The 22014-nt window shown below is 70.0% G+C and carries 21 protein-coding genes and 1 pseudogene; 7 read left to right on the top strand and 15 right to left on the bottom strand.

Going from position 1 to position 22014, the window contains the following annotated elements; translation table 11 throughout:
- Position 1: 1 nt before the first annotated feature.
- The 6 genes from AC5Y2S_RS06650 to AC5Y2S_RS06625 form a co-directional block, all read right to left on the bottom strand.
- Complete coding sequence (locus AC5Y2S_RS06650; RefSeq protein WP_499954829.1) at positions 2-1060, bottom strand: restriction endonuclease subunit S; 1059 nt, start codon at positions 1058-1060, stop codon at positions 2-4.
- On the bottom strand, positions 1060-2409 hold the full coding sequence (locus AC5Y2S_RS06645; protein WP_499954827.1) for an N-6 DNA methylase family protein: 1350 nt from the start codon (positions 2407-2409) through the stop codon (positions 1060-1062). Before AC5Y2S_RS06645 ends, AC5Y2S_RS06650 begins: the two co-directional genes overlap by 1 nt.
- Positions 2409-3635, bottom strand: a complete 1227-nt coding sequence (locus AC5Y2S_RS06640) for a winged helix-turn-helix domain-containing protein (RefSeq protein ID WP_499955667.1) — start codon at positions 3633-3635, stop codon at positions 2409-2411. The genes AC5Y2S_RS06645 and AC5Y2S_RS06640 overlap by 1 nt, the downstream gene beginning before the upstream one ends.
- Before the next feature lie 59 nt (positions 3636-3694).
- Positions 3695-4396 carry a cell division protein DivIVA gene (locus AC5Y2S_RS06635; RefSeq protein ID WP_499954825.1) on the bottom strand — a complete coding sequence of 234 codons (702 nt, stop codon included), beginning with the start codon at positions 4394-4396 and terminating at the stop codon, positions 3695-3697.
- Between the two features lie 111 nt (positions 4397-4507).
- The gene (locus AC5Y2S_RS06630; protein ID WP_499954823.1) at positions 4508-4993 is read right to left on the bottom strand and encodes a dihydrofolate reductase; all 486 of its coding nucleotides are present in this window, start codon (positions 4991-4993) and stop codon (positions 4508-4510) included.
- Positions 4990-5790, bottom strand: coding sequence for a thymidylate synthase (locus AC5Y2S_RS06625; protein WP_499954821.1), 801 nt, complete (start codon positions 5788-5790; stop codon positions 4990-4992). Before AC5Y2S_RS06625 ends, AC5Y2S_RS06630 begins: the two co-directional genes overlap by 4 nt.
- Positions 5791-5832: 42 nt before the next feature.
- Here AC5Y2S_RS06625 and AC5Y2S_RS06620 point away from each other — a divergent pair, with 42 nt between their 5' ends.
- Positions 5833-6588, top strand: a complete 756-nt coding sequence (locus AC5Y2S_RS06620) for a dienelactone hydrolase family protein (protein ID WP_499954819.1) — start codon at positions 5833-5835, stop codon at positions 6586-6588.
- Here AC5Y2S_RS06620 and AC5Y2S_RS06615 read toward each other — a convergent pair.
- On the bottom strand, positions 6577-7821 hold the full coding sequence (locus tag AC5Y2S_RS06615; RefSeq protein ID WP_499954817.1) for a glycosyltransferase: 1245 nt from the start codon (positions 7819-7821) through the stop codon (positions 6577-6579). The genes AC5Y2S_RS06620 and AC5Y2S_RS06615 overlap by 12 nt on opposite strands.
- Before the next feature lie 570 nt (positions 7822-8391).
- Here AC5Y2S_RS06615 and AC5Y2S_RS06610 point away from each other — a divergent pair.
- The gene (locus tag AC5Y2S_RS06610) at positions 8392-8787 is read left to right on the top strand and encodes a PAS domain S-box protein (RefSeq protein WP_499954815.1); all 396 of its coding nucleotides are present in this window, start codon (positions 8392-8394) and stop codon (positions 8785-8787) included.
- Here the strand turns inward: AC5Y2S_RS06610 and AC5Y2S_RS06605 are convergent.
- The 3 genes from AC5Y2S_RS06605 to AC5Y2S_RS06595 are packed head-to-tail and all read right to left on the bottom strand — an operon-like array spanning position 8742 to position 11778.
- A complete protein-coding gene (locus tag AC5Y2S_RS06605; protein WP_499954813.1) occupies positions 8742-9851 on the bottom strand; it encodes an acyl-CoA dehydrogenase family protein in 1110 nt (369 codons plus the stop codon). The genes AC5Y2S_RS06610 and AC5Y2S_RS06605 overlap by 46 nt on opposite strands.
- Positions 9830-11014: an acyl-CoA dehydrogenase family protein gene (locus tag AC5Y2S_RS06600; protein ID WP_499954811.1), complete on the bottom strand. Its 1185-nt coding sequence runs from the start codon at positions 11012-11014 to the stop codon at positions 9830-9832. The genes AC5Y2S_RS06605 and AC5Y2S_RS06600 overlap by 22 nt, the downstream gene beginning before the upstream one ends.
- Positions 11011-11778, bottom strand: coding sequence for an SDR family oxidoreductase (locus AC5Y2S_RS06595; protein ID WP_499954809.1), 768 nt, complete (start codon positions 11776-11778; stop codon positions 11011-11013). Before AC5Y2S_RS06595 ends, AC5Y2S_RS06600 begins: the two co-directional genes overlap by 4 nt.
- 99 nt (positions 11779-11877) lie before the next feature.
- On the opposite strand from AC5Y2S_RS06595, the gene AC5Y2S_RS06590 reads away from it, so the two are divergent.
- Positions 11878-12204 (top strand): PE-PGRS family protein, encoded by a 327-nt coding sequence (locus tag AC5Y2S_RS06590; protein WP_499954807.1) that lies wholly within the window; start codon positions 11878-11880, stop codon positions 12202-12204.
- An 11-nt stretch (positions 12205-12215) separates the two neighbouring features.
- On the opposite strand, the gene AC5Y2S_RS06585 is transcribed toward AC5Y2S_RS06590, so the two are convergent.
- Together AC5Y2S_RS06585 and AC5Y2S_RS06580 are read right to left on the bottom strand one after the other, a co-directional pair.
- Positions 12216-15422, bottom strand: a complete 3207-nt coding sequence (locus AC5Y2S_RS06585) for a carboxyl transferase domain-containing protein (RefSeq protein ID WP_499954805.1) — start codon at positions 15420-15422, stop codon at positions 12216-12218.
- A complete protein-coding gene (locus AC5Y2S_RS06580) occupies positions 15419-16954 on the bottom strand; it encodes a class I adenylate-forming enzyme family protein (protein WP_499954803.1) in 1536 nt (511 codons plus the stop codon). Before AC5Y2S_RS06580 ends, AC5Y2S_RS06585 begins: the two co-directional genes overlap by 4 nt.
- Positions 16955-16992: 38 nt before the next feature.
- On the opposite strand from AC5Y2S_RS06580, the gene AC5Y2S_RS06575 reads away from it, so the two are divergent.
- Positions 16993-17844: a thioesterase family protein gene (locus AC5Y2S_RS06575; RefSeq protein WP_499954801.1), complete on the top strand. Its 852-nt coding sequence runs from the start codon at positions 16993-16995 to the stop codon at positions 17842-17844.
- Here the strand turns inward: AC5Y2S_RS06575 and AC5Y2S_RS06570 are convergent.
- The 3 genes from AC5Y2S_RS06570 to dapB are packed head-to-tail and all read right to left on the bottom strand — an operon-like array spanning position 17829 to position 19473.
- Positions 17829-18284 (bottom strand): flavodoxin family protein, encoded by a 456-nt coding sequence (locus tag AC5Y2S_RS06570; RefSeq protein ID WP_499954799.1) that lies wholly within the window; start codon positions 18282-18284, stop codon positions 17829-17831. The two genes, AC5Y2S_RS06575 and AC5Y2S_RS06570, sit on opposite strands and share 16 nt — an antisense overlap.
- Entirely contained in the window at positions 18281-18739 is a 459-nt protein-coding gene (locus tag AC5Y2S_RS06565) for a tetratricopeptide repeat protein (protein ID WP_499954797.1), read from the bottom strand. The genes AC5Y2S_RS06570 and AC5Y2S_RS06565 overlap by 4 nt, the downstream gene beginning before the upstream one ends.
- Positions 18736-19473 carry a 4-hydroxy-tetrahydrodipicolinate reductase gene (gene dapB, locus AC5Y2S_RS06560; protein ID WP_499954795.1) on the bottom strand — a complete coding sequence of 246 codons (738 nt, stop codon included), beginning with the start codon at positions 19471-19473 and terminating at the stop codon, positions 18736-18738. The genes AC5Y2S_RS06565 and dapB overlap by 4 nt, the downstream gene beginning before the upstream one ends.
- 168 nt (positions 19474-19641) lie before the next feature.
- Between dapB and AC5Y2S_RS06555 the strand changes: the two genes are divergently transcribed.
- The 3 genes and pseudogenes from AC5Y2S_RS06555 (at position 19642) to AC5Y2S_RS06545 (ending at position 22008) form a co-directional block, all read left to right on the top strand.
- Positions 19642-19986 (top strand): DUF732 domain-containing protein, encoded by a 345-nt coding sequence (locus AC5Y2S_RS06555; protein WP_499954793.1) that lies wholly within the window; start codon positions 19642-19644, stop codon positions 19984-19986.
- A gap of 262 nt (positions 19987-20248) precedes the next feature.
- A complete protein-coding gene (locus tag AC5Y2S_RS06550) occupies positions 20249-20548 on the top strand; it encodes a DUF732 domain-containing protein (RefSeq protein ID WP_499954792.1) in 300 nt (99 codons plus the stop codon).
- A gap of 100 nt (positions 20549-20648) precedes the next feature.
- Positions 20649-22008: pseudogene (locus tag AC5Y2S_RS06545) on the top strand (HNH endonuclease signature motif containing protein).
- Positions 22009-22014: the final 6 nt, after the last annotated feature.

Here is a 22014-nt window from a genome sequence, read left to right as displayed (position 1 = left end):
CTTAACGTGGCGGCCCGACCCGAAGCTCACCCGATATCAGCAGCGGCAGCAGGGCGTCGCGGAACGCGGACAGCCGCACGGATTCCGCGCGGCGCGCGTGACACAGCGCGCCCAGGCCGGTGATCGTTCCCGCCGCCGCGGGCGCCAGGCGCCGGACGTCGCGGACCGGCACTTGGAGCAGCTCGCCAGGTTGGACGCGCTGGTGGCTGCCCGACGTCCCGGCGACCCGTCGCTGCAACGTCGCGACGACATCGGGTTGCCGCAGCGCAGCCCACAGCGCAGACGTGTCGACGCCGAGGGGCCGCAGCACGACGAACTCCGTGCTGGCCAAAGCCATTTGCGGGGGCAGGGCCGGCACGTTCCAGACGCGCGGAATCCTGGGGTTCAGCTTCGCGACCAAGACGCACGGCTCCGACAGGACGAACTTGGCGCTCTTCACGCATGCCCCGGCGACGAGCTTGGGTTTCGCGCCGTCGTCGAACGCCGGCAGGCTGAAGTGGGCCACCATATCGTCGAACCCGGGCGGGCCGAGGGATTCCGTCGATCGGCCCGCCAGGTCGGACAGCGGCACGCGTTCGCGGACCGACTCCGCGGCGGCGAGCATCAGGCCCTCGGCGGCGGCGATCACGCGTTCGTTGGCGGCGATCTTGTCGTCGACGGCGCCGAGCAGCCCGGCGATCCGGCGGCGCTGCGGCGCCGCGACGGTCGAGACGGGCACCTCGCGCAGGATCGTCTGGTTGAGCAGCGGCTGTCCCGATCCGGCGCGGTGCCCGTTGAGGCCGCAGGTGTGCAGCGCGTAATACCAATACCGCGTCTCCCCCGGGTCCTTGGCCCGGCACACCAGCGCGTTGTCGGTGACCCAGATGTCGGAATCGCAGTACCGCAGGCTGCCGCAATACGATCCGACGCGCCCGAGCACGATCAAGGGACCGGCCGCATTGCATTGCGCCGCATAGCCGATCGCCCCGTTGGCGCCGTAGACGCGGAAGCGCCCTTCCGGGGTTCGGGCCGGCGCGCTGGTCCCGTTGCTGAAGTCGAGGTGGTCGCCCAGCCTGGCCATCACCGCAGGCGCTCCACCTGCTCGCGCACCACCCGCTCCAGCCGCGCGGATTCGTCGAGCGCCGCCACCAGGTCGCCGGTCAGCCGGGCGATCCTGGCGTCGAGCGGCTCCGCGTCCTCGTCGGCCGCGGGCGCGCCCACGTAGCGTCCCGGCGTCAGCGCGTAGCCCGCGGCCCGGACGTCGTCCAGCGACGCCGACTGGCAGAAGCCCGGAATATCTTGGTAGACAAGACCTTTGGTGACAGCCGACTCCGATCCGCACCATGCGTGGTAGGTATCGCCGATGCGGACGATCTCGTCGTCTGTCAGCACGCGCTCGGTGCGGTCCACCAGGTAGCCGAGACCGCGGGCGTCGATGAACAGCACCTGGCCCGCGCGGTCGGCCTTGTCGAGCGCGAGGAACCACAGGCACACCGGAATTCCGGTGCTGCGGAACAGCTGCGCGGGCAGTGCCACCATGCACGACACCAGGTCCGCCTCGACGATCCGCGCCCGAATGTCGCCTTCCCCGAGCGTGTTCGACGACATCGAGCCGTTGGCCATCACCACGCCGGCCTTCCCGCCGGGGGCCAGCTTGGACAGGATGTGCTGGATCCAGGCGTAGTTCGCGTTGGTGGCGGGCGGAACGCCGAAGCGCCAGCGCGGGTCCCGTTCGTCGCGGGCCCAATCCTTGATGTTGAACGGCGGATTGGCCATCACGTAGTCCATCTGCACGCCGGCGTGCTGGTCACGAACGAACGTGTCGCCTCGGGCGAGGCCCGCGTCGTCGATGCCGTGCACGGCGAGGTTCATCTTGGCCATCCGCCAGGTCTGCTCGATGCTCTCCTGGCCGTAGACGGCGACTTTCGCGGGATCGCCGTCGTGCTCGGCGACGAATTGCTCGGTGCGCACGAACATTCCGCCCGAACCGCAGCACGGGTCGTACACCCGGCCGCTGGACGGTTCGAGCACCTCGACCATGACCCGCACCACGCTGGGCGGGGTGAAGAATTCGCCGCCGCGCTTTCCCTCCGAGCGGGCGAAGTTGCCCAGGAAGTACTGGTACACGTCGCCCAGCACGTCCCCCGCGCGCCCGTCGTCCCGCGCGCCGTCGAGCAGGCCCACCAGTTCTGCGAGCCGGCGCGAGTCGAGGTCTGCGTAGCGCCGCGGCAGCCCGGCGGCCTCCATCGCGTTGTCGGCGAGCCGGCCGATGTCCGGGGATTTCGCATTGTCCACCAGCGATCGCCACTGCGAGCCGGCGACGTGCTGCAGGAACACCAGCCCCAGGATCACGTCCTTGTACTCGCCGGCCGAGACCGAACCGCGCAGTTTCTCCGCGGCCTTCCAAAGCGTGTCCTTGAGCGCCTTCATCAGCCCACCCGCCGGGCCGCCGCGCGCAGTTCGCGCGCCAGATCGCCGCGGCCGGAAACCCTGAACCCGCCCAGCCCCAGCCACGACGCCATCGATGCCAGTTCGCCGGCCAGCGCCGCGGCGACCGGGGCCCGCGGCGCGTCCGGCTCGGCGAACGCGCCCAGCACACGCAGGGAGTCGGTGGCCCGGTCGGCCTTGAGGTCGACCCGCGCGACCAGCCGGCCGTCCATCAGCAGCGGCCACACGTAGTAGCCGTACTGGCGTTTGGCGGCCGGGGTGTAGATCTCGATGCGGTAATGGAAGTTGAACAACCGTTCGACCCGGGGCCGGAAGAAGATCAACGGGTCGAACGGGCACAGCAGCGCGGTGCCGCGGTCGGAGCGAGGCACGGTCCGGCCCGCCAGCAGGTACGCCGGGGCGGACCAGCCGTCGACGTCGACCCGCTCGATCTCCCCCGCGGCCAGCAGATCACCGATCGCGGGCTTGACCTGCTGGGCCGACAGCCGGAAGTAGTCGCGGATGTCGGCCTCGGTGCCCACCCCCAGCGCGCCGGCCGCCCGCAGCGTGAGCTCGCGGACGGCCTCGTCGTCGTCGACCTCGCGGGCCAGCACGCGCTGCGGCAACACCCGCTCCACCAGGTCGTAGTGGCGGGCGAAGCCCACCCGGGTAGCCGTGGTGAGCGCACCGGCGGCGAACAGCGCCTCGGCGACCCACTTGGTGTCGCTGCGGGTCCACCAGGTCCCCTTTTTCCGGCGCGGCTCCGCGGCCAGGTGCGCCTCGATCTGGCCGGCCGTGCTGGGCCCGAGCTCACCGACGGCGGCGAGAATGTCCTCGGCGAGTTGGGGATTGGCCTTGACGATGTGGGTGCCCCAGCGGCCGTGGGTGTATTGGCGCATCCGCCAGCGCAGCAGCGGCCAGTCGTCGACGGCCATCAGCGCGGCCTCGTGGGCCCAGTACTCGACCAGCAGCCGCGGCGAGCGCGCCGAATGCGACCAGGCGGCGCGGTCCAGCACGTCGCGGTCGTAGGGCCCGAGCCGGCTGAACACCGGCGCGTAGTGGGCGCGCACCGCCACCGACACCGAATCCAGTTGCAGCACTTGGATTCTCGAGATCAGGCTCTTCAGATGCGTGCGGGTGACCGGGCCACTCGGCCGCGGCTCGCTAAACCCTTGTGCCGCAACGGCTAAGCGCCGAGCCTGGGCGGGGGTCAGCTTGCGTTTCCCGATCGGCACGGCGCCGAGAATACCGCGTTTTGGCCGCCCTTCGCGGCACCGCTAGCGGGCGTTTACCGCGCGCCGACCTTCTCGCCCAGCGGCACGACGACGCTCGCCTCCGGCAGATCCTTCTGTTCTTGGTGGGCCGCCGCCAGAGCGGCCGGGACGGGCTCCAGGTCGCGGTAGACCCGCTCCAGTTGCTCCAGGATCTTGATTCGCTGCTGGCTGGCCTCGTCCGCGGCCCGACGGGCCTGCTCGCGATAGTGATCGGCCTCCCGCCGGGCATCGCGCCAGGCCTGTCCGATCGCGCGTTCGGTTTGGTCACGCATGCCGGCCAGTTCGCCCTCGAGCTTCTTCTTCTTTTCGTCGTAATCCGCCTCGAGGGCTTCGCGCCGCGCGGTCAGCTGCGCCATCCGCTCCTCGTGCTCCCGGCGGGACGCCTCGGCCTCGGCCTCCGCCGACGCGATCAGCGCGTCCGCCTCGGCCCGCGCCTCGGCCTGTAGCTGGGAAACCTCGTCGACCGTGCGCCGCAGCATGTTGGCCATCCGCAGTTGCACCGCGTGGGGCGAGGGCGAGGTGTCGGTGAGGACGGCGACCTCCTTGCGCAGCGCCGCCGCTTCGTCGCCGGCCTGCGTCAGCCGCGCCTCCAGGCTCCTGACGTCGTTGAGCAGCAGCTGCTGCTTGGCGGTCAGCGCCTCGATTGACGCGTCAACCGCCGCCGAATCGTAGCCCCTGAACACACGCGGAAACGTCTTCGCGGGTTCGGTAATCACTGAAAATTCCCCCTCGCTGGACATGCTTTTTCTAGACCCGTGAGACCGACCCCGAGTACCGAGTATGTCAGGCGCGGCCTGTCACGCGGGCGGCGCCGCCGGCGCGACCCCTCACAGACGACGGTACGTGTGAAACCGGTAGCGCAGCCCCGTGCGGCTGACCTGCCAGTCCCCCGTCACGCCCAACCACGACTCGTCGAGCACCGGGGCCAGCGCGTCGCCGTCGTCGCGCGGCAGGTCGATTTCGACCTCGGTGACCTCGCAGCGGTCGGCCAGCGGCAGCCCGAGCAAATAGATCTGCTCGCCGCCGATCACCCACGCCTCCGGCTCGGTGAGCGCCGCCTCCAGCGAATCGAGCACCTCGGCTCCTTCGGCCACGTAATCGGGCCGCCGGGACAGGACCACGTTTCGCCGGCCCGGCAGGGGCCGCACCCGCGCGGGCAGCGACTCCCAGGTCCGACGGCCCATCACCACCGTGTGGCCCATGGTCACCTCTTTGAAGCGGGCCAGGTCCTCGGGCACCCGCCACGGGATGTCCCCGCCGCGCCCGATGACGCCGGACGTCGACTGAGCCCAGACCAGGCCCACGCGTGTCATACCGCGACGGGAGCTTTGATCGCCGGGTGCGGATCGTAGTTCTTCACCACGACGTCTTCGAAGGTGTAGTCGAAGATCGAATCCCTAGGCGCCAGAATGAGTTCCGGGTAGGGCCGCGGCTCGCGGCCGAGCTGGGTCCGCACCTGTTCGACGTGGTTGTCGTAGATGTGGCAGTCACCGCCGGTCCACACGAACTCGCCGACCGAAAGGCCCGCCTGGGCGGCCATCATGTGGGTGAGCAGCGCGTAGCTGGCGATGTTGAACGGGACCCCGAGGAACAGGTCGGCGCTGCGCTGGTAGAGCTGGCAGCTCAGCCGCCCGTCGGCCACATAGAACTGGAAGAACGCGTGACACGGCGGCAGCGCCATCCGCGGGATTTCGCCCACGTTCCACGCCGAGACGATGATGCGCCGGGAATCCGGGTCGCTGCGCAGCAGCTCCAACGCCGCACTGATCTGGTCGACGTGCTCGCCGGTCGGCGTCGGCCAGGACCGCCACTGCACGCCGTAGATGGGCCCGAGATCGCCTGTCTCGCTTGCCCATTCGTCCCAGATGGTGACGCCGTGCTCCTGCAGCCAGGCGACGTTGGAGTCGCCGCGCAAGAACCACAGCAACTCGTAGACCACCGATTTGAAATGCACCTTCTTGGTGGTCAGCAGCGGAAATCCGGCCGACAGGTCATAGCGGATCTGCTGGCCGAACAGGCTGCGGGTGCCGGTGCCGGTGCGATCGGACTTGGCGGCGCCCCGCTCGAGCACCACGCGCAGCAGGTCCTCGTAGGGGGTGGCGATCGGCACGCGGCCAATCTACCTCGCGGGACGGGGAGTAGAACGGATCCCATGCCGAAGATCACCGACAGCGTCAGCACCCCCGACGGCTCCTGCCCGGTCGGACTGTTCACCCCCGAGGGCCCCGATGGCCAGGGGCCCGGTCCCTGGCCAGGAATTGTCATGTACTGCGACGCCGGCGGGGTCCGAGACACCTTCGACGAGATGGCCGCCAAGCTCGCCGGATTCGGCTACGCGGTCTTGCTTCCCGACGTGTACTACCGCAGCGGCGACTGGGCCCCGTTCGACATGGCCACCGTCTTCACCGACGAGCAGGAGCGCAGGCGCCTTTTCGGAATGATCGGCGGCATCACGCCGGACAAGATGGCCGCAGACGCCGGCGCGTTCTTCGGCTACCTGGCCGGCCGCCCCGAGGTGTCCGGGGACCGGTTCGGCGTGTGCGGATACTGCATGGGCGGGCGGACGTCGTTGGTGGTGGCCGGCCGCCTGCCGGACCGCGTCGCCGCCGCGGCGTCCTTCCACGGCGGGGGGCTGGTGACCGACGGCGCGGACAGCCCGCACCTGCTGGCCGACCAAATGACCGCGACGGTGTATGTGGGCGGCGCCGAAAACGACGCATCCTTCACGGCCGATCACGCCGAGCAGCTCGACAAGGCGCTGACGGCGGCGGGCGTGGCCCACACCATCGAGTGGTATTCGGCCGGCCACGGGTTCGCGGTCCCGGACAACCCTCCCTTCGACCCGGCCGCCGCCGAGCGGCACTGGGCGGCGATGACCGAGGTCTTCGGATCGGCGCTACCGCGCTAGGCTGGCGGCCCCTTCCCGGCTGATCGTCTCCAGCAGCAGGGTCGCCGCCACCGCGGCCCCGTCGGTGCGGATCATGCGTGCCACGGCGCCCGCTCGCGCGCGGACCTCGGGGGCCAGCACCGGCTCGAGCGCCGCCGACAGCGACTCGGCGGTGGGCGCCGTTCCCACGTGCGCGGTGCCGATGCCCAGTTCGCCCACCCGTTGGGCCCAATACAACTGGTCGGCGCCCTGCGGCACCACCACCTGAGGGGCGCCCGCGCCGGCGGCCGTCGTCGTGGTGCCCGCACCGCCGTGGTGCACGACGGCCACCACGCGCCCGAACAGCGATTGCTGATTGACCTCGCCGACGGCAAAGCAGTCGTCCCCGTCGTCGATCGGTGCCAGGCCCGCCCAGCCCCGGGCGACCACCGCGCGCTGGCCCTGCGCGCGGATCGCCTCGACGGCGGCAAGCGCGATGTCCGCCGGGCCGCGCAGGGGCATACTGCCGAAGCCCACGTACACCGGCGGCGTGCCGGCGTCCAGGAACTCGACCAGCTCGGCCGGGAGCGGGCGCGTGTCCCGCAGCATCCACGCGCCGGTGTGGACGACGTCGAGGTCCGCCGGCTCCCGCCACGGCCCGAGCGCCGGGTCCGCCGCCAGCCACGGGCGGTCGGTGAAGGCGTAGCCACGGACGTCGTGCACCGGGGGCAGGCCGATCGCGGCCCGGTGCCGGTTGAGTGTCGGGCCGAAAAGCGCATTCACGTTCTGGGCGTCCAGGTCCCACAGCGTCCGGTGGTCGACCGCGCCCGGCGGCAGCGGCCAGCTCCAGAACGAGGGCGGCCGGTGGTGCGGTGACGGCAGGTTGGTCGGGTGATAGCTCGCGTAAACGTAACGGATACCCAGCTTTTCGGCCGCCGACCGGGCGCCGGCCGCGGCCGGCAGCAGGCCCGCGGCCACCAGCGCATCACACCCCTGGGCCGCGCCCGCGACGGTGTCGAACTGCGCGGCGATCAACTCGTCGAAGTGCCGCCGTAGGGACGCCTCGGGCTGGGGCCCGGCGGCGCTCGTCATGGCGCGCACCGATTCACCGAATGCCACCAGCGGCACGGCGAAACCGGCCGCCCGGTCGGCGAACTCGTCATCCGGCGACGCGCAGATGCGGACCTCGGCGCCGAGTGCCCGCAGTTGCACCGCGAGGGCCAGCAGCGGCTCGACGCCCCCGCGCGAGTCGTATGTCGACAGCAACACACGCATTCGCTATCCCCATTTCCGCCGGCGGTGACTCGGGAACCGATTGTGCAGCAGCGCCGGACACGACGAGCCAAACATATGCGCCGGAGGTCTTTGCCGAGCGAAAAGATATCGATCGGGCTGAACATAACCCGCCTCGAGCCTCGGCGAGCGCGGCGGGCCGGAGTTACCGATGTCCCCGGCGGGACAGTTGCTGCCGCACCGCGGCGACGATGCCGTGCCCGTCGACGAGGTTAGCGAAGGCGAGCTAGATAGTTTGCTGGATTGACACTATTCCTCATGCACTGACGGATCCGTGGGAATTGCAGCTAATAAATTGCACCAGCAAAACTCCGTCGATAGCTGGTAACCAACGCATTAATTTATTGTGCATGTGACTAATAGCTAATAGGGCTACCGAAATGTAGACAACTAGTGGGCCTTACCATACTATTTGCTGTCAACGCGTTTGGCGTCAGGGCGACGACGGGAGGGGCCATGCTCGCGGAAATTCCCCCAGCCGCCGGCCTTCCACGCAGTGAGCGCCGACGCCCCAGGCCGCCCGGGCAATTGCCGATCGACGAACTTCATCGGATGCCGGCGTTGGTCGTCCTGGACCGGCTACCGGCTCCAGCCCTGGCGGTCGACCGCATGGGGACCATCCTGTTCGCCAACAGCTCGTTCTGCGACATGGTGGGCTACGCGCACGACGAGCTCGCGTCGATGATCTTCGAAGACGTCTTCTACCGCCTACCGGCCGACGACCACTGGGTCGCGCTGGTCGGCACGGGCGCCAAGCGCCTCGTCGAGTTGCGGCACCGGGACGGACACTCGGTGTGGGCCAGCATGAGCAAGTCGGCGATGCGCCGCCGCGACGACACCGTCGCGCTGGTCACCTTCCACGACCGCACCGAGGAGCTGTGGCTCACCAGCGACGGCCGGCGTCACGACGACGGCAGGTTCACCAACTTCGCCAACAGGGCGCGGTGACGATAAGCCGTGCCGAACGCCAACTGATCGCTTTTGGCGCGCTTGAGGTATAGGTGCGCCGGATACTCCCAGGTCATCCCGATGCCGCCGTGCAGCTGCACGCACTCCTCGGCGGCGTGCACGGCGACGCCGCTGCAGTAGGCCTGCGCAAGCGAGGCCGCGGTGGCCGCGTCGTCATCGCCGGTGGCGCACGTGTCGGCGGCGTGCCTCGCCACCGCCGTCGCCGCGCCGACCTCGAACCAGAGGTCCGCCAGCCGGTGCTTGATCGCCTGGTAGGACCCGATCGCGCGGCCGAACTGCTTGCGCTGCTTGACATACGCCAGCGTGGTGTCGAAACACCACTGGGCCACGCCCAGTTGCTCGGACGCGAGCAGCGCCGCCCCGGTCGCAAGCGCTTGGGCCACCGCGGCGTCCGCCGGCCCGAGCCGTGACGACGTGACCCCCGAAAAGCGCACGCTCGCAAGCGGTCTCGTCATGTCCAGTGCCAGCACCGGCGAAACCTCCACGCCCGCCGCGGTGCGCGGCACGGTGTGCAGCTCGAGCCCGTCGGAACCGGCCGCCGGCACCACCAGCACGTCGGCCTCGGCGGCACCCGCGACGCTGCCGACCAGCCCGGTCAGGCCGTCGCCGCCGACGCTCACGCCCGCCACCGGATCGCCCGGCGCGGTGGACAGCGGCACCACCAGCGCCGCGGTGAGCTCGCCGCGGGCCAGCGCCGCCACCGTCTCGGTGTCGCCGGCGCGCAGCAGCGCGACGGTGGCGAGCACCGCGCTGGACAGGAACGGCACCGGCGCCACCGCGCGCCCGATCTCCTCCATGACGACGGCGGCCTCGCGCGCCGACGCGCCGGCGCCGCCCAGGGACTCGGGCACCAGCAGTCCGGCCACCCCGAGGTCGGCGGATAGCGTCCGCCAGAGGTCCGAAAAGTCTTGTGGCACCGGGTCGTACGCTTTGGCCACCGATTCGGGCGGGCAGCGGTCGGCGAACAGGTGACGAACGCTGTCGCGCAACGCCTCCTCGGTGTCGGAGTACAGGAGATCGCTCACCGCGGCAGGTCCTTCCATGCGACGTCCTTGTCCACCCGGTGTTCGCCCGGCAGCCCGAGGATTCGTTCGGAGATGGTGTTGCGCAGGATTTCCGACGTGCCGCCCTCGATCGAGTTGCCGCGCGCCCGCAAATAGCGGTATCCGGGCTCGCGGCCGACCAGGTCGACCGTCTCCGGTCGGCGCATGGTCCAGTCGTCGTAGCGCAGGCCGGCCTCGCCGTGCAGCTCGATCTCGAACCCCGAGATCGCCTGGGCCAGGCGGGCGAAGGCCACCTTCATGCCCGCACCCTCCGGTCCGGGCTGCCCTGTGCTGGCCTGCTGGCGCGAGCGCTCACCGGTCAGCCGCAGGGCCTCGGCGTCGACCCACAGCCGCATCAGCTCGTCGTGCATGGCGGGGTTGCGCAGCGCCGGCTCGTGCCGCCAGGCCGCGGAGACCTTGCCGATGTGACCGCCCTCCCGCGGCATCCCGGCGCGCGTGCCGATGGCGACGCGCTCGTTGTTGAGCGTGGTGGTGGCGACGCGCCAGCCGCCGCCCTCCGGGCCGAGCCGATTCGCGTCCGGCACCCGCACGTCGGTGAGGAACACCTCGTTGAACTCCGCCTCGCCGGTGATCTGGCGCAGCGGCCGGATCTCGACTCCGGGTTGGGTCACGTCGCACAGGAAGTACGTCAGGCCGGCGTGTTTGGGCACCGTCGGGTCGGTGCGTGCGACCAGGATGGCCATGTCCGCGTGCTGTGCCTGCGACGTCCACACCTTCTGCCCGTTGACGATCCAGTCGTCCCCGTCGCGGACCGCGCGGGTGGACACCCCGGCCAGGTCCGAGCCGGCTCCGGGCTCGCTGAACAGCTGGCAGTAGATCTGTTCGCCGGTGAACAACGGGCGCAGGAACTTTTGTTTCTGCTCGTCGGTCCCGAACGCCGCGATCGTCGGCGCCGCCATGCCCATGCCGATGTAGTTCTTGACAGTGCCGCCCACCGGCGCACCGGCGGCGGCAAGCCGCGCGTCGACGAGCTGCTGCGCGTCCCGGGGCAGGCCCAGGCCGCCGAAGCCCTCCGGCAGGTGGACCCAGGCCAGGCCCGCATCGTACTGCGCGCCAAGGAATTCCCGCGGTTCGGTGGTGGCCGGGTCGTGCTCGTCGAGCAGCGCCTGGACCCGCTTCGTCAGGTCCGTTTCGGTGCTCATTGGGCCTGATATCCCTGGGCGGGGCCGAGCAGCAGTCCGCCGTCGATCACCATCGTCTCGCCGGTGATCCAGCTCGCCGCGTCCGAGACCAGGAAGGCGACGGCGGCCGCCACGTCGGCCGGTTCGCCGATGCGGCCGAGCGCGATCGTCGCCGCCAGCGGATCCTCGTGGTCCTTCCACAGCGCCTCGGCCAGCCTGGTGCGCACCACACCGGGCGCGATGGCGTTGACCCGGACGCGCGGCGAAAGTTCCAGCGCCAGTTGCTTGGTCACGTGGATCAGTGCGGCCTTGGTGGCGTTGTACATACCCATCGCCGGCGATTGGTGCAGCCCGCCGATCGAGGCGGTGTTGACGATCGACCCGCCGTGCTCCCCCATCCACGCCTTGACCACCAGCGAGGTCCACAGCAGCGGCGCCCAGAGATTGACGTCGAAGATCTTGGTGAACCGGGCGTGGTCCTGCTCGATCAGCGGGCCGTACGCCGGATTCGTTCCCGCGTTGTTGACCAGGATGTCGACGCGGCCGAAGCGCTCTAGGGCGAGGTCGACGCAGCGCCGCGCGGCGTCCTCGTCGACGGCGTGCGCGCCGACGCCGACGGCCTTCTCGCCGACCTGCGCCGCGGCCTCGTCGGCCGCCTCCTGCTTGCGGGCGGTGAGCACCACGTCGGCGCCGGCGGCGGCCAAATGTTGGGCGATCGCCAGCCCGATTCCGCGCGAGGCGCCGGTGATGATTGCGGTCCGTCCGGTCAAATCCAGTGAGGTCATCGTGTGCCTTCTGTCGGCGGCGTCAATAATTTTCGTCAGCGATGTTTTGTACACGTGTGCACGTGGTATGCGAAACGCATGTTAGCCAAACTAAACCTCGTGAAACCACTGGTCGTGGCCGGGGCGGTCGCCGCAGCGATCGCCGCCGCACCGACGGCCGCCGCGGACGCGTTTGCGGCGGGACCGGCGATGACGGGGCCCGCGCAGACCCACATCGTCGTCAAGGACGACCCGGGCGGCGGCGGCTGCGACGCCAACGGCAACTGCGGCTCCGGCGGCGTGAACGGCCCCGGCGGCGGTCCGGGCGGCCAGGGCTGCATACCGGGCGTCGGTTGCGGCTCGGGCGGCCAGTTCTTCGGTCCAGGCGGCGTGCCGGGCGGCACCGGCTGTCTGCCGGGCGTCGGCTGCGGTTCCGGCCACGGATAACCCTTCGACCCTCAGCCTCCCGGCAGCCTGGTGATCCAGGCCCGGGAGTCTGCCGGGTCGATGACGTCGTCGAGCTCGAACGTGGTGGCCGACCGCAGCGCTTTGCCGTGTTGGTAGGCCGCCGCGACGAGCTTGTCGAACAGCTGCTGTCGTTGTAGCGGGTCCGGCTGGGCCGCGAGCTCCTTGCTGAACCCGAGCCGCACGGCTCCTTCCAGCCCCATGCCGCCGATCTCGCCGGTCGGCCAGGCCACGGTGAACTGCGGCGCGCGGAAGGAACCACCGGCCATCGCCATCGCGCCCAATCCGTACCCCTTGCGCAGGATGATCATTCCCAGTGGCACGGTCAATCTCGCGCCCAGCACGAACATCCGGCCGAAGCGGCGCACCGCGGCTTCCTTCTCCGCGTCGGGCCCGACCATGAATCCGGGGGTGTCGCACAGCGAGATCACCGGCAGCCGGAACGACTCGCACAGCGCGAGGAAGTCGCCCGCCTTGTCGGCCGCCTCGGCGTCGATCGCACCGCCGAGGTGATGCGTGCTGTTGGCGATCAACCCGTATGCCACCCCCTCGACGCGCACCAGCGCGGTGACGATCCCGACGCCGTAGTCGGGGCGCAGCTCCAGCACGGACCCCACGTCGACGATCGACTCGATGGCGCGGTGCACGTCGTAGGCGCGTAACCGGTTCTCCGGGACCACATGTCGGGCCAGCCGCGCATCCGGCGCCGCCCATTCCTGGATGCGGCCGCCGAAGTACGACAGATACTGCTTGGCCAGCGACACCGCCTGCGCCTCGTCGCGGGCCACCAGGCTCACCACGCCGTTGTGCCGCTGCACGTCGATCGGCCCGATCGCCTCCGGCGGGTACACCCCCAGCCCGCCGCCCTCGATCATGGCCGGCCCGCCCATTCCGATGTTGGCGTCGGGGGTCGCGATGATCACGTCGCACGCCCCGGCCAGCGCGGCGTTGCCGGCGAAGCAGCGCCCGGACACGACCGACACCAGCGGCACCCGCCCGCTCAGCGCCGCCAGCATCCGGAAGGTCGGCACGTCCAGCCCGGCGGCGCCGCCGACGTCGGTGTCGCCGGGCCGGCCCCCACCGCCCTCGGCAAACAGCACCACCGGCAGGCGTTTTCGAGTGGCCAGCTCGAAGACCCGGTCGGTCTTGGCGTGATTGCGCATGCCCTGCGTTCCGGCGAGCACCGTGTAGTCGTACGACACCACGACCGCCTCGGCGCCCCCGATCCTGGCCAGGCCGGCGACGAGCCCGTCGGCCGGGGTGTTGGCGATCAGGTCCTCCTCGGAGCGCCGGCTGCGTTGCGCGGCGATGGCCAGCGCGCCGTATTCGACGAAGCTGCCGGGGTCGACCAGGTCGGCGATGTTCTCGCGGGCGGTGCGCCGGCCGCGCGCGTGCCGCTTGGCGACGGCCGCCTCGCGGCCCTCGTCGCGGGTGAGCAGGTGCCGGTGGTTGACCTCGTCGAGGTCGGCGCGGGACCGGTCGAGATCGAGTGCGGCCGAGAAGGATTCGCTGTCGGCCTCGGTGCCCGTGCGGGTGAAGACCAGCAGCGGATCGCCGGTTCCGACGACCTGGCCCGGCGCCACCAGGTTCCGGACCGTCCGCAACGCGTCGGGTGCGGCGAGCACATGCTGCATCTTCATCGCCTCGAGGACGACGAGCGGGGCGCCGGCGCCGAAGGCCTCCCCCTCCGCGGCCACCTCCACGACCGTGCCGGCGAGTTGGGCGCGCAGCGCTTCCTCGCCGGGGTAGAGCTCGACCGGCGCGGCGCGGGCGTCCTGCGGGTGGGACAGCGCGGCGGCGGCCAGTTCGGGAAGCCTCTCGTCGAGGAAGTCCGTCGTCACCCAGCCGGACTGGATCCCGCTGTCGCTCAACAGCTCTTGCAGGAATCCGATATTGGTGCGCACGCCCTCGACGCCGAATTCACCCAGAGCGGTGCGGGCCTTGCGCACCGCCGCCGGCCACGACGTTCCGCGCACGTGGGTGATGACCTTGGCCAGCAGCGAGTCGTAGCGCGGGCTGGTGACCAGGCCCGCCCGGCCGTAGGTGTCGACGCGCACCCCGGGACCGCTCGGCGGCGAGAACACCGTCAACGTGCCCGCCGCCGGCATCACCGAGCCGTCGGCGGCGAAGGTCTCCATATTGACCCGCGCCTGGATCGCGATGCCGCGGCGGGCGGCCGGCTCGCCGATCACTTCGCTTCCGTCCGAGGCGATTCCGGCCGGGAGCCCGAGTTCGTAGTACGACGCGCCGCCGGCGATGGCCAGCTGAACGGCCACCAGGTCCACCCCGGTGGTTTCCTCGGTCACCGGGTGCTCGACCTGGATGCGCGGGTTGACCTCGAGGAAGACGAACTGGTCGCCGGCGACCAGGAATTCGACGGTGACCACCCCGCGCAGGCCCACCCGCGCGCACAGCCGGACGGCGGCCTGGTGCAGGGAGCGCCGCAGCGCGTCCGAAAGCCCCTGGGCCGGCGCGATTTCGAGCAGCTTCTGGTAGCGCCGCTGGATGCTGCAGTCGCGGTCGCCGAGGGCCAGCGCGCGCGTCTGGTGCCCGGCCACCGCGCCCACGACCTGCACCTCGATGTGCCGCGCGCCGTCGAGGACCGCCTCGGCGAACAGCGCGCGATCGGAGAAGCCGAGTTGCGCCTCCGCGGCGCACTGCTGGTAGGCGTGCTCGATCTCGTCGGCGCCGTACACCTTCCGCATGCCGCGGCCGCCGCCGCCGGCGAGGGCCTTGATCATGACGGCGCCGTCCGCCTCGCCGAAGAACGCCTTGACGTCCTCGACGCTGCTGGGTCCCTCGGTGGCGGGCAGCACCGGCACGCCCGCGGCGGTCGCGGCGGCGCGGGCCGACGACTTGTCGCCGACCAGCTCGAGCACGCCGGCGTCCGGGCCGACGAACGTGTATCCGGCGGCCGAACACGCGCGCGCGAATTCGGCGTTCTCGGACAGGAACCCGTAACCCGGGTGGATCAGCTCGGCGCCGGACTGCTTGGCCGCCGCGAGCAGTTCGGCCTGATTGAGGTAGGCCGCCGGCCCGGCGCCGGGCAAGCCGATCGCTTCGTCGGCCGCGTGCACGTGCGGGCTCTCGGCGTCGTCTTCGGCGTAGACCGCTACCGTCCGGATGCCCAGTTCCGTTGCCGTGCGGATGATCCGAAGGGCGATCTCACCGCGGTTGGCGATCAGCAGGGCGGCGCTCATCGGAGCGGGTCGCCCCATTCCACCTCGCCGCGCAGCTTGCCCTTGAGCAGTTTGCCGCCGGCGTTGCGGGGCAGCGCTTCGGCTACCACGGTGACGTATTGCGGGATCTTGTAGTCGGCCAGCCGGCCGCGGCAGTGTTCGAGCACGGCGCGCACGTCAATCCCGCCCTCGCCGGCGAAGAGGACGGCGCCGACCTTTTCGCCCATCACGTCGTCGGGCACCGCCAGCACGCAGGCGTCGGCGACGTTGGGCGCCGATAACAGCGCCGCCTCGACCTCGACGCTGGAGACGTTCTCGCCGCCCCGGTTGATGATGTCCTTGAGCCGATCGACGATGTGCACCCGCCCGGCGTCGTCGACGCGAACGACGTCGCCGGTGTGCAGCCAGCCGTCCGCGAACGTGCCCCTGTTGGCATCCGGCCGATTCCAGTAGCCCGCGGTGACGTTGGCGCCGCGCGTGACCAGCTCGCCGACGCCGGGCTCGTCACCGCCGAACGGGACCAGGCCGAGGTCCACCGAGGGCACGGCGTACCCCACGGAGTCGGCGTGCTCGACGGCGTCGCGGTCCGGCAGGACGGTCATCAGCGACGCGGTCTCGGTCATGCCGTACCCGTTGAACACGGTGGCGTGGGGGAACGCCTCCTTCACCGCTCCCACCAACGAGGGCGCGATGGGTGCGCCCCCGTAGCCGACCCAGCGCACACCGGACACGTCGGCGTCGGCAAAGGCCTTGTGCCGCAACATCAGGGCGTAGATGGCCGGCACGGTCACCATGACGGAGATGCGTTCGGCGGCCAGCGTCGCGATCAATTCGTCGAGGTTGAGCACGGGCATGATCACCGACGCGCCCCCGAGCCGGGCGGCGGCCAAAAGCTGTGAGTTGCAGCCGGTTACATGGAACAGCGGCACCGAGATGAGCGTACGCATTCCCTCGCCGAGGTCTCTCGGCTGGTCGAGGCAGCGGATCGCGTTCTCGGTGTTGGTGACGAACGCCTCGTGGGTGGTCGGCACGCCCTTCGGGTGGCCGGTGGTGCCCGAGGTGTAGAACAGCGCGGCGATATCCGCATGGCCGAGGCCGTGAGTCACGTAGGGTTCGCCGTCGGGCAGTGGCGCGTCCGGCGCGAGATCGATCCGGGCGCCCGAGTCGGACCGGACGAATTCGACCTCCGGTTGCGCGGAGCGCGTATTGACCGCGACCGCAACGCCGCCGGCCATCACGGTGCCCCAGAACGCGAGTACCCAATCGATGCCGGCCGGGTAACGCACGGCGACGCGATCGCCCGGGCTCAGGCCGTCCGCCCGCAATCCGCCGGCCACCCGCGCCGCGCGGTCCCACAGCTGCCGGTAGGTCAATCGGCCGGCGCCGAGTTCGACGACGGCCTCGCTGTTCGGGCGGTTGTCGACCTGTTCGGCGAGCATGTCCAGCAGGGTGGCGGGCAGGCGTTCGTAGCGCGGGATACCGTCGGCGCCGCGGGACACGCCGGTCGTCGGGAATGGGTTGTGCGTGCGCGGAATTTCGATCACTGGAGGCATGCCCGGTCCCTATATCCTCCTGCCCTATCGTGATATCGGTGACGATCGAGGATTCCGCCATCATGCCCGAGGCGTTCTTCGCTGTCGATGGCGACTCCTATCTGCCGAGCCCGCTGGCGCGGGGGCCGTGGGGCACGGCGCTGGGCGGTCAAAACGTCGGCGGCCTGCTGGCGTTCGGAATCGAGCAATCCGGCATCGATCCCGAGCTGCAGCCCGCGCGCCTCACGGTCGACCTGCTGCGCCCGGTTTTGCCCGAACCGGTGCGGATCGAGACGTCGGTGCAGCGGGAAGGCCGGCGCATCAAACTCGTCGACGCCGCGCTGGTGCAGAACGGGCGAGTCGTCGCGCGTGCCAGCGGGCTGTTCCTGCGGCGGGGCGAGCATCCCGAGGGTCAGGTGTGGTCCGGCCCGGTCGAGATGCCGCCGCTTCCGGCCGACGCCGACGGCTCCCCGGCCGACATGCCGTTCCTGATCTGGGGGTACGGGGCCACGCGTGCGGGCAGCCCCGGCATCGCGGCGGGCGAGTGGGAACAGGCCCATTCGCAGAAGTTCGCGTGGACGCGGCTGTTTCGCCCGATGGTGCAGGGCCACCCGCTCACGCCGTTCACCCGCCTGGGGTTCGTGGGCGACATCACGAGCTCGCTCACCCATTGGGGCACCGGCGGTTTGCGCTATATCAACGCCGACTACACCGTCACCGCGAGCCGCCTGCCGGACGGCGAGTTCCTCGGGTTGGCGGCCCAAAGCCATTACGGCACCGCGGGTGTGGCCACCGGGACCGCGGTTTTGTTCGACAAGCACGGGCCGATCGGCTCCAGCACCGCGCTGGCTCTGGTCCAACCGGCGGAAGCATTCCAGCCCGACCTATCGGTGGCTCATCCCATCAGCTGAGCGGCCACCGTGGCGCCCAGTTCCCAGCACGATTCCAGGTCGGCCTTGCTGGGTTTGCCCGAAACCACCACGGTTTCAGCCACTTTCGTCCAACCCAGCCCGGTCGTGATGGCCTCGATGCCCCGCTCGGCGCCCTCGGTGCCCTCGTTGCCGTGCAGGTACACGCCGAACGGTCGCCCGCGCGTCGCGTCGAGGCACGGGTAGTAACAGACGTCGAACGCATGCTTGAGCGCGCCGCTCATGTAGCCCAGATTGGCCGGGGTCCCGAGCAGGTAGCCGTCGGCCTCGAGCACGTCGGCGGGCGCGAGGGTCAGCGCGGGCCGCCGCACGACCTCGACGCCCTCGATCTCGGGGTCGGTGGCACCGGAGAGCACCGCCTCGAACATCTCCTGCGTGTGCGGTGACGGCGTGTGGTGCACGATCAGCAACGTCTTGCTCATCGGCCGGCCTGCAGCTCGACCGCGGTCTTCATGGCCTCGCGCGCGCGCCGGCGGTCCCCCGCGTAGTCGTAGGCCCGGGCCAGCCGGTACCAGCGCCGCCAGTCGTCGGGATCGGCCTCGACCTCGGTGCGCACCGTGGCGAACAGGGCGTCGGCCGCGTCCCGCTCGATGCGGCCCGACGGCCGCCGCGGCAGCGTGCGGGTGTCGAGTTCCATTCCGTCCGCGGCGATCAGGCGGGCAAGCCGCTGATGGGCGAACCCGGCGCGCAGCGTGGCGATCATCGCCCACAGCCCGATGACCGGCATGATCAGCAGCGCCGCGCCCAGGCCCACGGCGGCGGCCCGGCCCGACCCGATCATCGCGAAGGCCAGGCGGCCCAGCAGCACGAAGTACACCAGCATCGCCACGCACAAGAACGCGATGAGCACCTGGATGTAGCGCGTGCGTCCGGTCATGCGAGGTTCAGCAGCGCCTCAAGGCCCACCGTGAGGCCGGGGCGTTCCTTGATGCGCCGCACGGCCAGCAGCACGCCCGGCACGAACGACGTGCGGTCCAGGCTGTCGTGGCGGATGGTCAGCGTCTCCCCCTCGGTGCCGAACAAGATCTCCTGATGGGCGACCAGCCCGGCCAGCCGCACCGAATGCACCGGTATGCCTTCGACGTCCGCGCCGCGCGCCCCGGGCAGGCTGGTGCTGGTGGCATCGGGGTTGGGCGGCAAGCCTTTTCGGGCCTCGGCGATCAGTTTCGCGGTGCGGGCCGCGGTGCCCGACGGGGCGTCGGCCTTGTGCGGGTGGTGCAGCTCGATGACCTCGGCCGAGTCGAAAAAGGGCGCGGCCTGCTTGGCGAAATGCATCGACAGCACGGCCCCGATCGCGAAGTTGGGTGCGATGAGCACACTCGTGCCAGGTTTGTCGGCCAGCCACGCCTGCACTTGCTCGAGGCGCTCCTGGGTGAAGCCCGTGGTCCCGACCACGGCGTGAATTCCGTTGCCGATCAGGAACTCTAGGTTGCCCATCACCACGTCCGGGTGGGTGAAGTCGATGACCACCTCGGTGTCGGCCTCGGTCAGCAGGCTCAGCGGATCACCGGCGTCCACCTCCGCCGACAGAACCAGATCCTCGGCGGCCTGCACGGCCGCCGCCATCGTCGACCCGACTTTGCCCTTCGCCCCCAGCACGCCTACCCGCATGGCTTTCACCCTAGACTCCGGGTTCAGCCGGATCGACCGAGTGCGGTGTTAGGCATTTGGACATGCCGATGTCATTGAATCGTCGCCGATCCGCTAGCGCGTTTCTGGAAATTGCTCCAAGATAATTGAGCACTCAATCGGTTCGCTTCAAGCAAAGGAGACGGAACTATGGCGGCACGGCGGCGTTCTGGCCGATTCATGGGCCTGGCGGTAATCGGCAGCCCACTTCTTGTCGCCGGTCTCGTCTGCGCCGGCCCGGCTCAGGCCGACCCCATCTCCTACCTCAACGACCTGCACAACGCCGGGATCCAGGACTTCGCCGGCGGTGATCCGGCGCTGCTGCTGACGGGTCAGAGATTGTGCCAGCAATTGTCGTACGGCGTTCCGCCCGCGCAGCTGCAGGCCATGGCGCTGCAAAAGTCCGACACCGACCTGGGCCCCAACGGGTTGAGCCCCGCGCAGGCGGACCTCCTCGTTTATTGGGCCCAGCGCGATCTGTGCCCGAGCGCCTAACTTCTTGTGGGTTCGCGTCGTCCGGGCTGTGATGACCGCATGCCGCGAATTTGCGCGACAATTTTGACCAGTCTTCTGTGACAAGTTCCGAAGCTGTTTCACAGCCGTACGCGCTACCGTAATCACAGCGTCGCTGCCGATGGTGCCAATGATTTCGGCCGCGCATTCAATGGTGGCGCTTTTTCCAATTCCCTCGTTAGGTAGAGGAGATGAAGCTATGACGGCGAAAAGGCATAGGGGTCGAATTATGCGCTTGGGGGCAGTGAGTGGCGCACTTCTGCTCGCTGGGCTCGCCTGGGCCGGCCCGGCTCAGGCTGACGCGTCGTCCTATCTCAAAGACCTGCATAACGCCGGCATCCGCGACGTCGACGGCGGTGATGCCGCACTCTTGCAGGTGGGTCAGAAGTTGTGCACCCAAGTTTCCTATGGCGTTTCTCCCGCCACGCTGAAGACCATGGCGCTGCAACGCTCCGATGCCCGGCTTGGCGCTACCGGGCTCACTCCCGATCAAGCGAACGAACTCGTCAATTATGCGGTAGCCGATCTGTGCCCGAACTATTAATCGGGCCTCGTTGAACTTTGGATTATCCACAGTTCAGCTTTCATCCACACAGACCGCTTTCTCCGTTGTCGGCGGCAATACCGCGGCATAGCATTCGAACATGAGTTCGATGGCGTTTCCGGCCGAGGTGTCCGCCGCGCTGGACGAGCTGCGCGCGGCCACGGCGAAGGTCGCCGGGCTGAATTTCGCCGCGTACGGCCCGATCGTCCGGCTGCGCGCGCTGGAAGAGATGGAGACCTCGCGCCGCTGCCAGGTCGCGGTGAGCCACGACGTGACCGCCGGCCTTGCCGATGAGGATCCCGCCGACATCGGCGGACCTGTCCACAAGGTGGTCGCCGACTGGCTTCGGATCAGCTACGCGGAGGCGTGCCGTCGCCTGCGTGACGTCAAACAGCTTTCCCCGCACCGGACCCTGACCGGCCAGGAGCTGCCGCCGAGCTGACCGCGACCGCCGAGGCGTGGCGAGAAGGCATGCTCGACGGTCAGCACCGGCGGGTGATCCAGACCTTCTTTCGCGACCTGCCGGAGGCCATACCTGTCGACACGGTGGAAAAACCGAGCGATTCCTGGCCCGCCAGGCGCTCACACTGCGCCCCGACCAGTTGCAGAAGGTGGCGAATCAGTGCGCGCTGCTGATCAACCCCGACGGGAAGTTCTCCGACGCCGACCGCGCCCGCCAGCGCGGCTTCACCTGGTGCGGACAGCGCAGCGACGGGATGAGCATCGGGAAGCTGGTGGCTTCGCCGGAGTTGCGCGCCAACATCGATGCGTGGCTGGCGCGGTTCGCCACACCCGGTATGTGCAACCCGAACGACGAAACCCCTTGTGTGGACGGCGAACCCGCCGAGGAGGTCGCCGGCAGGGACACCCGCAGCCACGCTCAGCGGCAGCACGACGCGCTCAATGCCCTGGTGCGCAGCCGGCTGGGCGACCCCAAACTCGGCGTGCACAACGGGCTACCGGTGACGGTCATCGTGTCGACCACGCTGCAGGAACTGACGTCCGGTGCGGGCCGCGCCGTGACCGGCGGCGGGACGCTACTGCCCATGCGCGACGTGATCCGGATGGCCCGCCACGCCTACCACTATCTTGCCGTGTTCGACGAACACTCGAGCCGGCCACTGTATCTCGGGCGCGCGCGGCGAATCGCCTCGCCGGACCAGCGCATCGTCCTCTACGCGAAGGACCGCGGCTGCACCCACCCGGGCTGCGACGTGCCCGGCTACTGGTCCGAGGTCCACCACGTCGACGAGTGGGCCACCGGCGGCCGCACCGATGCCGACAAGCTCACGTTCGCTTGCACGCCCGATCACAAGCTGATCGAAAAAGGCTGGCGGACAAGAAAACTCCCCGACGGCCGCACCGAGTGGATCCCGCCGCCGCAGCTGGACCGCGGCGCGCGCACCAACGACTACCACCACCCGGAGCGTCTCTTCGACGACGACGACGAGGCCCCTTGACCCCGA

The organism is Mycobacterium sp. NGS69 (genome assembly GCF_059812165.1).
Note: the sequence above shows the minus strand (reverse complement) of the source record. Positions and strands in the feature narration are given on the sequence as shown.

Coding starts and splice junctions, on each gene's coding strand:
- AC5Y2S_RS06580 (WP_499954803.1), bottom strand. CDS start 16,954: ATGCCTCCAGTGATCGAAATTCCGCGCACGCACAACCCATTCCCGACG.
- dapB (WP_499954795.1), bottom strand. CDS start 19,473: ATGCGGGTAGGCGTGCTGGGGGCGAAGGGCAAAGTCGGGTCGACGATG.
- AC5Y2S_RS06650 (WP_499954829.1), bottom strand. CDS start 1,060: ATGGCCAGGCTGGGCGACCACCTCGACTTCAGCAACGGGACCAGCGCG.
- AC5Y2S_RS06595 (WP_499954809.1), bottom strand. CDS start 11,778: ATGACCTCACTGGATTTGACCGGACGGACCGCAATCATCACCGGCGCC.
- AC5Y2S_RS06565 (WP_499954797.1), bottom strand. CDS start 18,739: ATGACCGGACGCACGCGCTACATCCAGGTGCTCATCGCGTTCTTGTGC.
- AC5Y2S_RS06585 (WP_499954805.1), bottom strand. CDS start 15,422: ATGAGCGCCGCCCTGCTGATCGCCAACCGCGGTGAGATCGCCCTTCGG.
- AC5Y2S_RS06630 (WP_499954823.1), bottom strand. CDS start 4,993: ATGACACGCGTGGGCCTGGTCTGGGCTCAGTCGACGTCCGGCGTCATC.
- AC5Y2S_RS06600 (WP_499954811.1), bottom strand. CDS start 11,014: ATGAGCACCGAAACGGACCTGACGAAGCGGGTCCAGGCGCTGCTCGAC.
- AC5Y2S_RS06615 (WP_499954817.1), bottom strand. CDS start 7,821: ATGCGTGTGTTGCTGTCGACATACGACTCGCGCGGGGGCGTCGAGCCG.
- AC5Y2S_RS06645 (WP_499954827.1), bottom strand. CDS start 2,409: ATGAAGGCGCTCAAGGACACGCTTTGGAAGGCCGCGGAGAAACTGCGC.
- AC5Y2S_RS06610 (WP_499954815.1), top strand. CDS start 8,392: ATGCCGGCGTTGGTCGTCCTGGACCGGCTACCGGCTCCAGCCCTGGCG.
- AC5Y2S_RS06605 (WP_499954813.1), bottom strand. CDS start 9,851: ATGGAAGGACCTGCCGCGGTGAGCGATCTCCTGTACTCCGACACCGAG.
- AC5Y2S_RS06555 (WP_499954793.1), top strand. CDS start 19,642: ATGGCGGCACGGCGGCGTTCTGGCCGATTCATGGGCCTGGCGGTAATC.
- AC5Y2S_RS06620 (WP_499954819.1), top strand. CDS start 5,833: ATGCCGAAGATCACCGACAGCGTCAGCACCCCCGACGGCTCCTGCCCG.
- AC5Y2S_RS06570 (WP_499954799.1), bottom strand. CDS start 18,284: ATGAGCAAGACGTTGCTGATCGTGCACCACACGCCGTCACCGCACACG.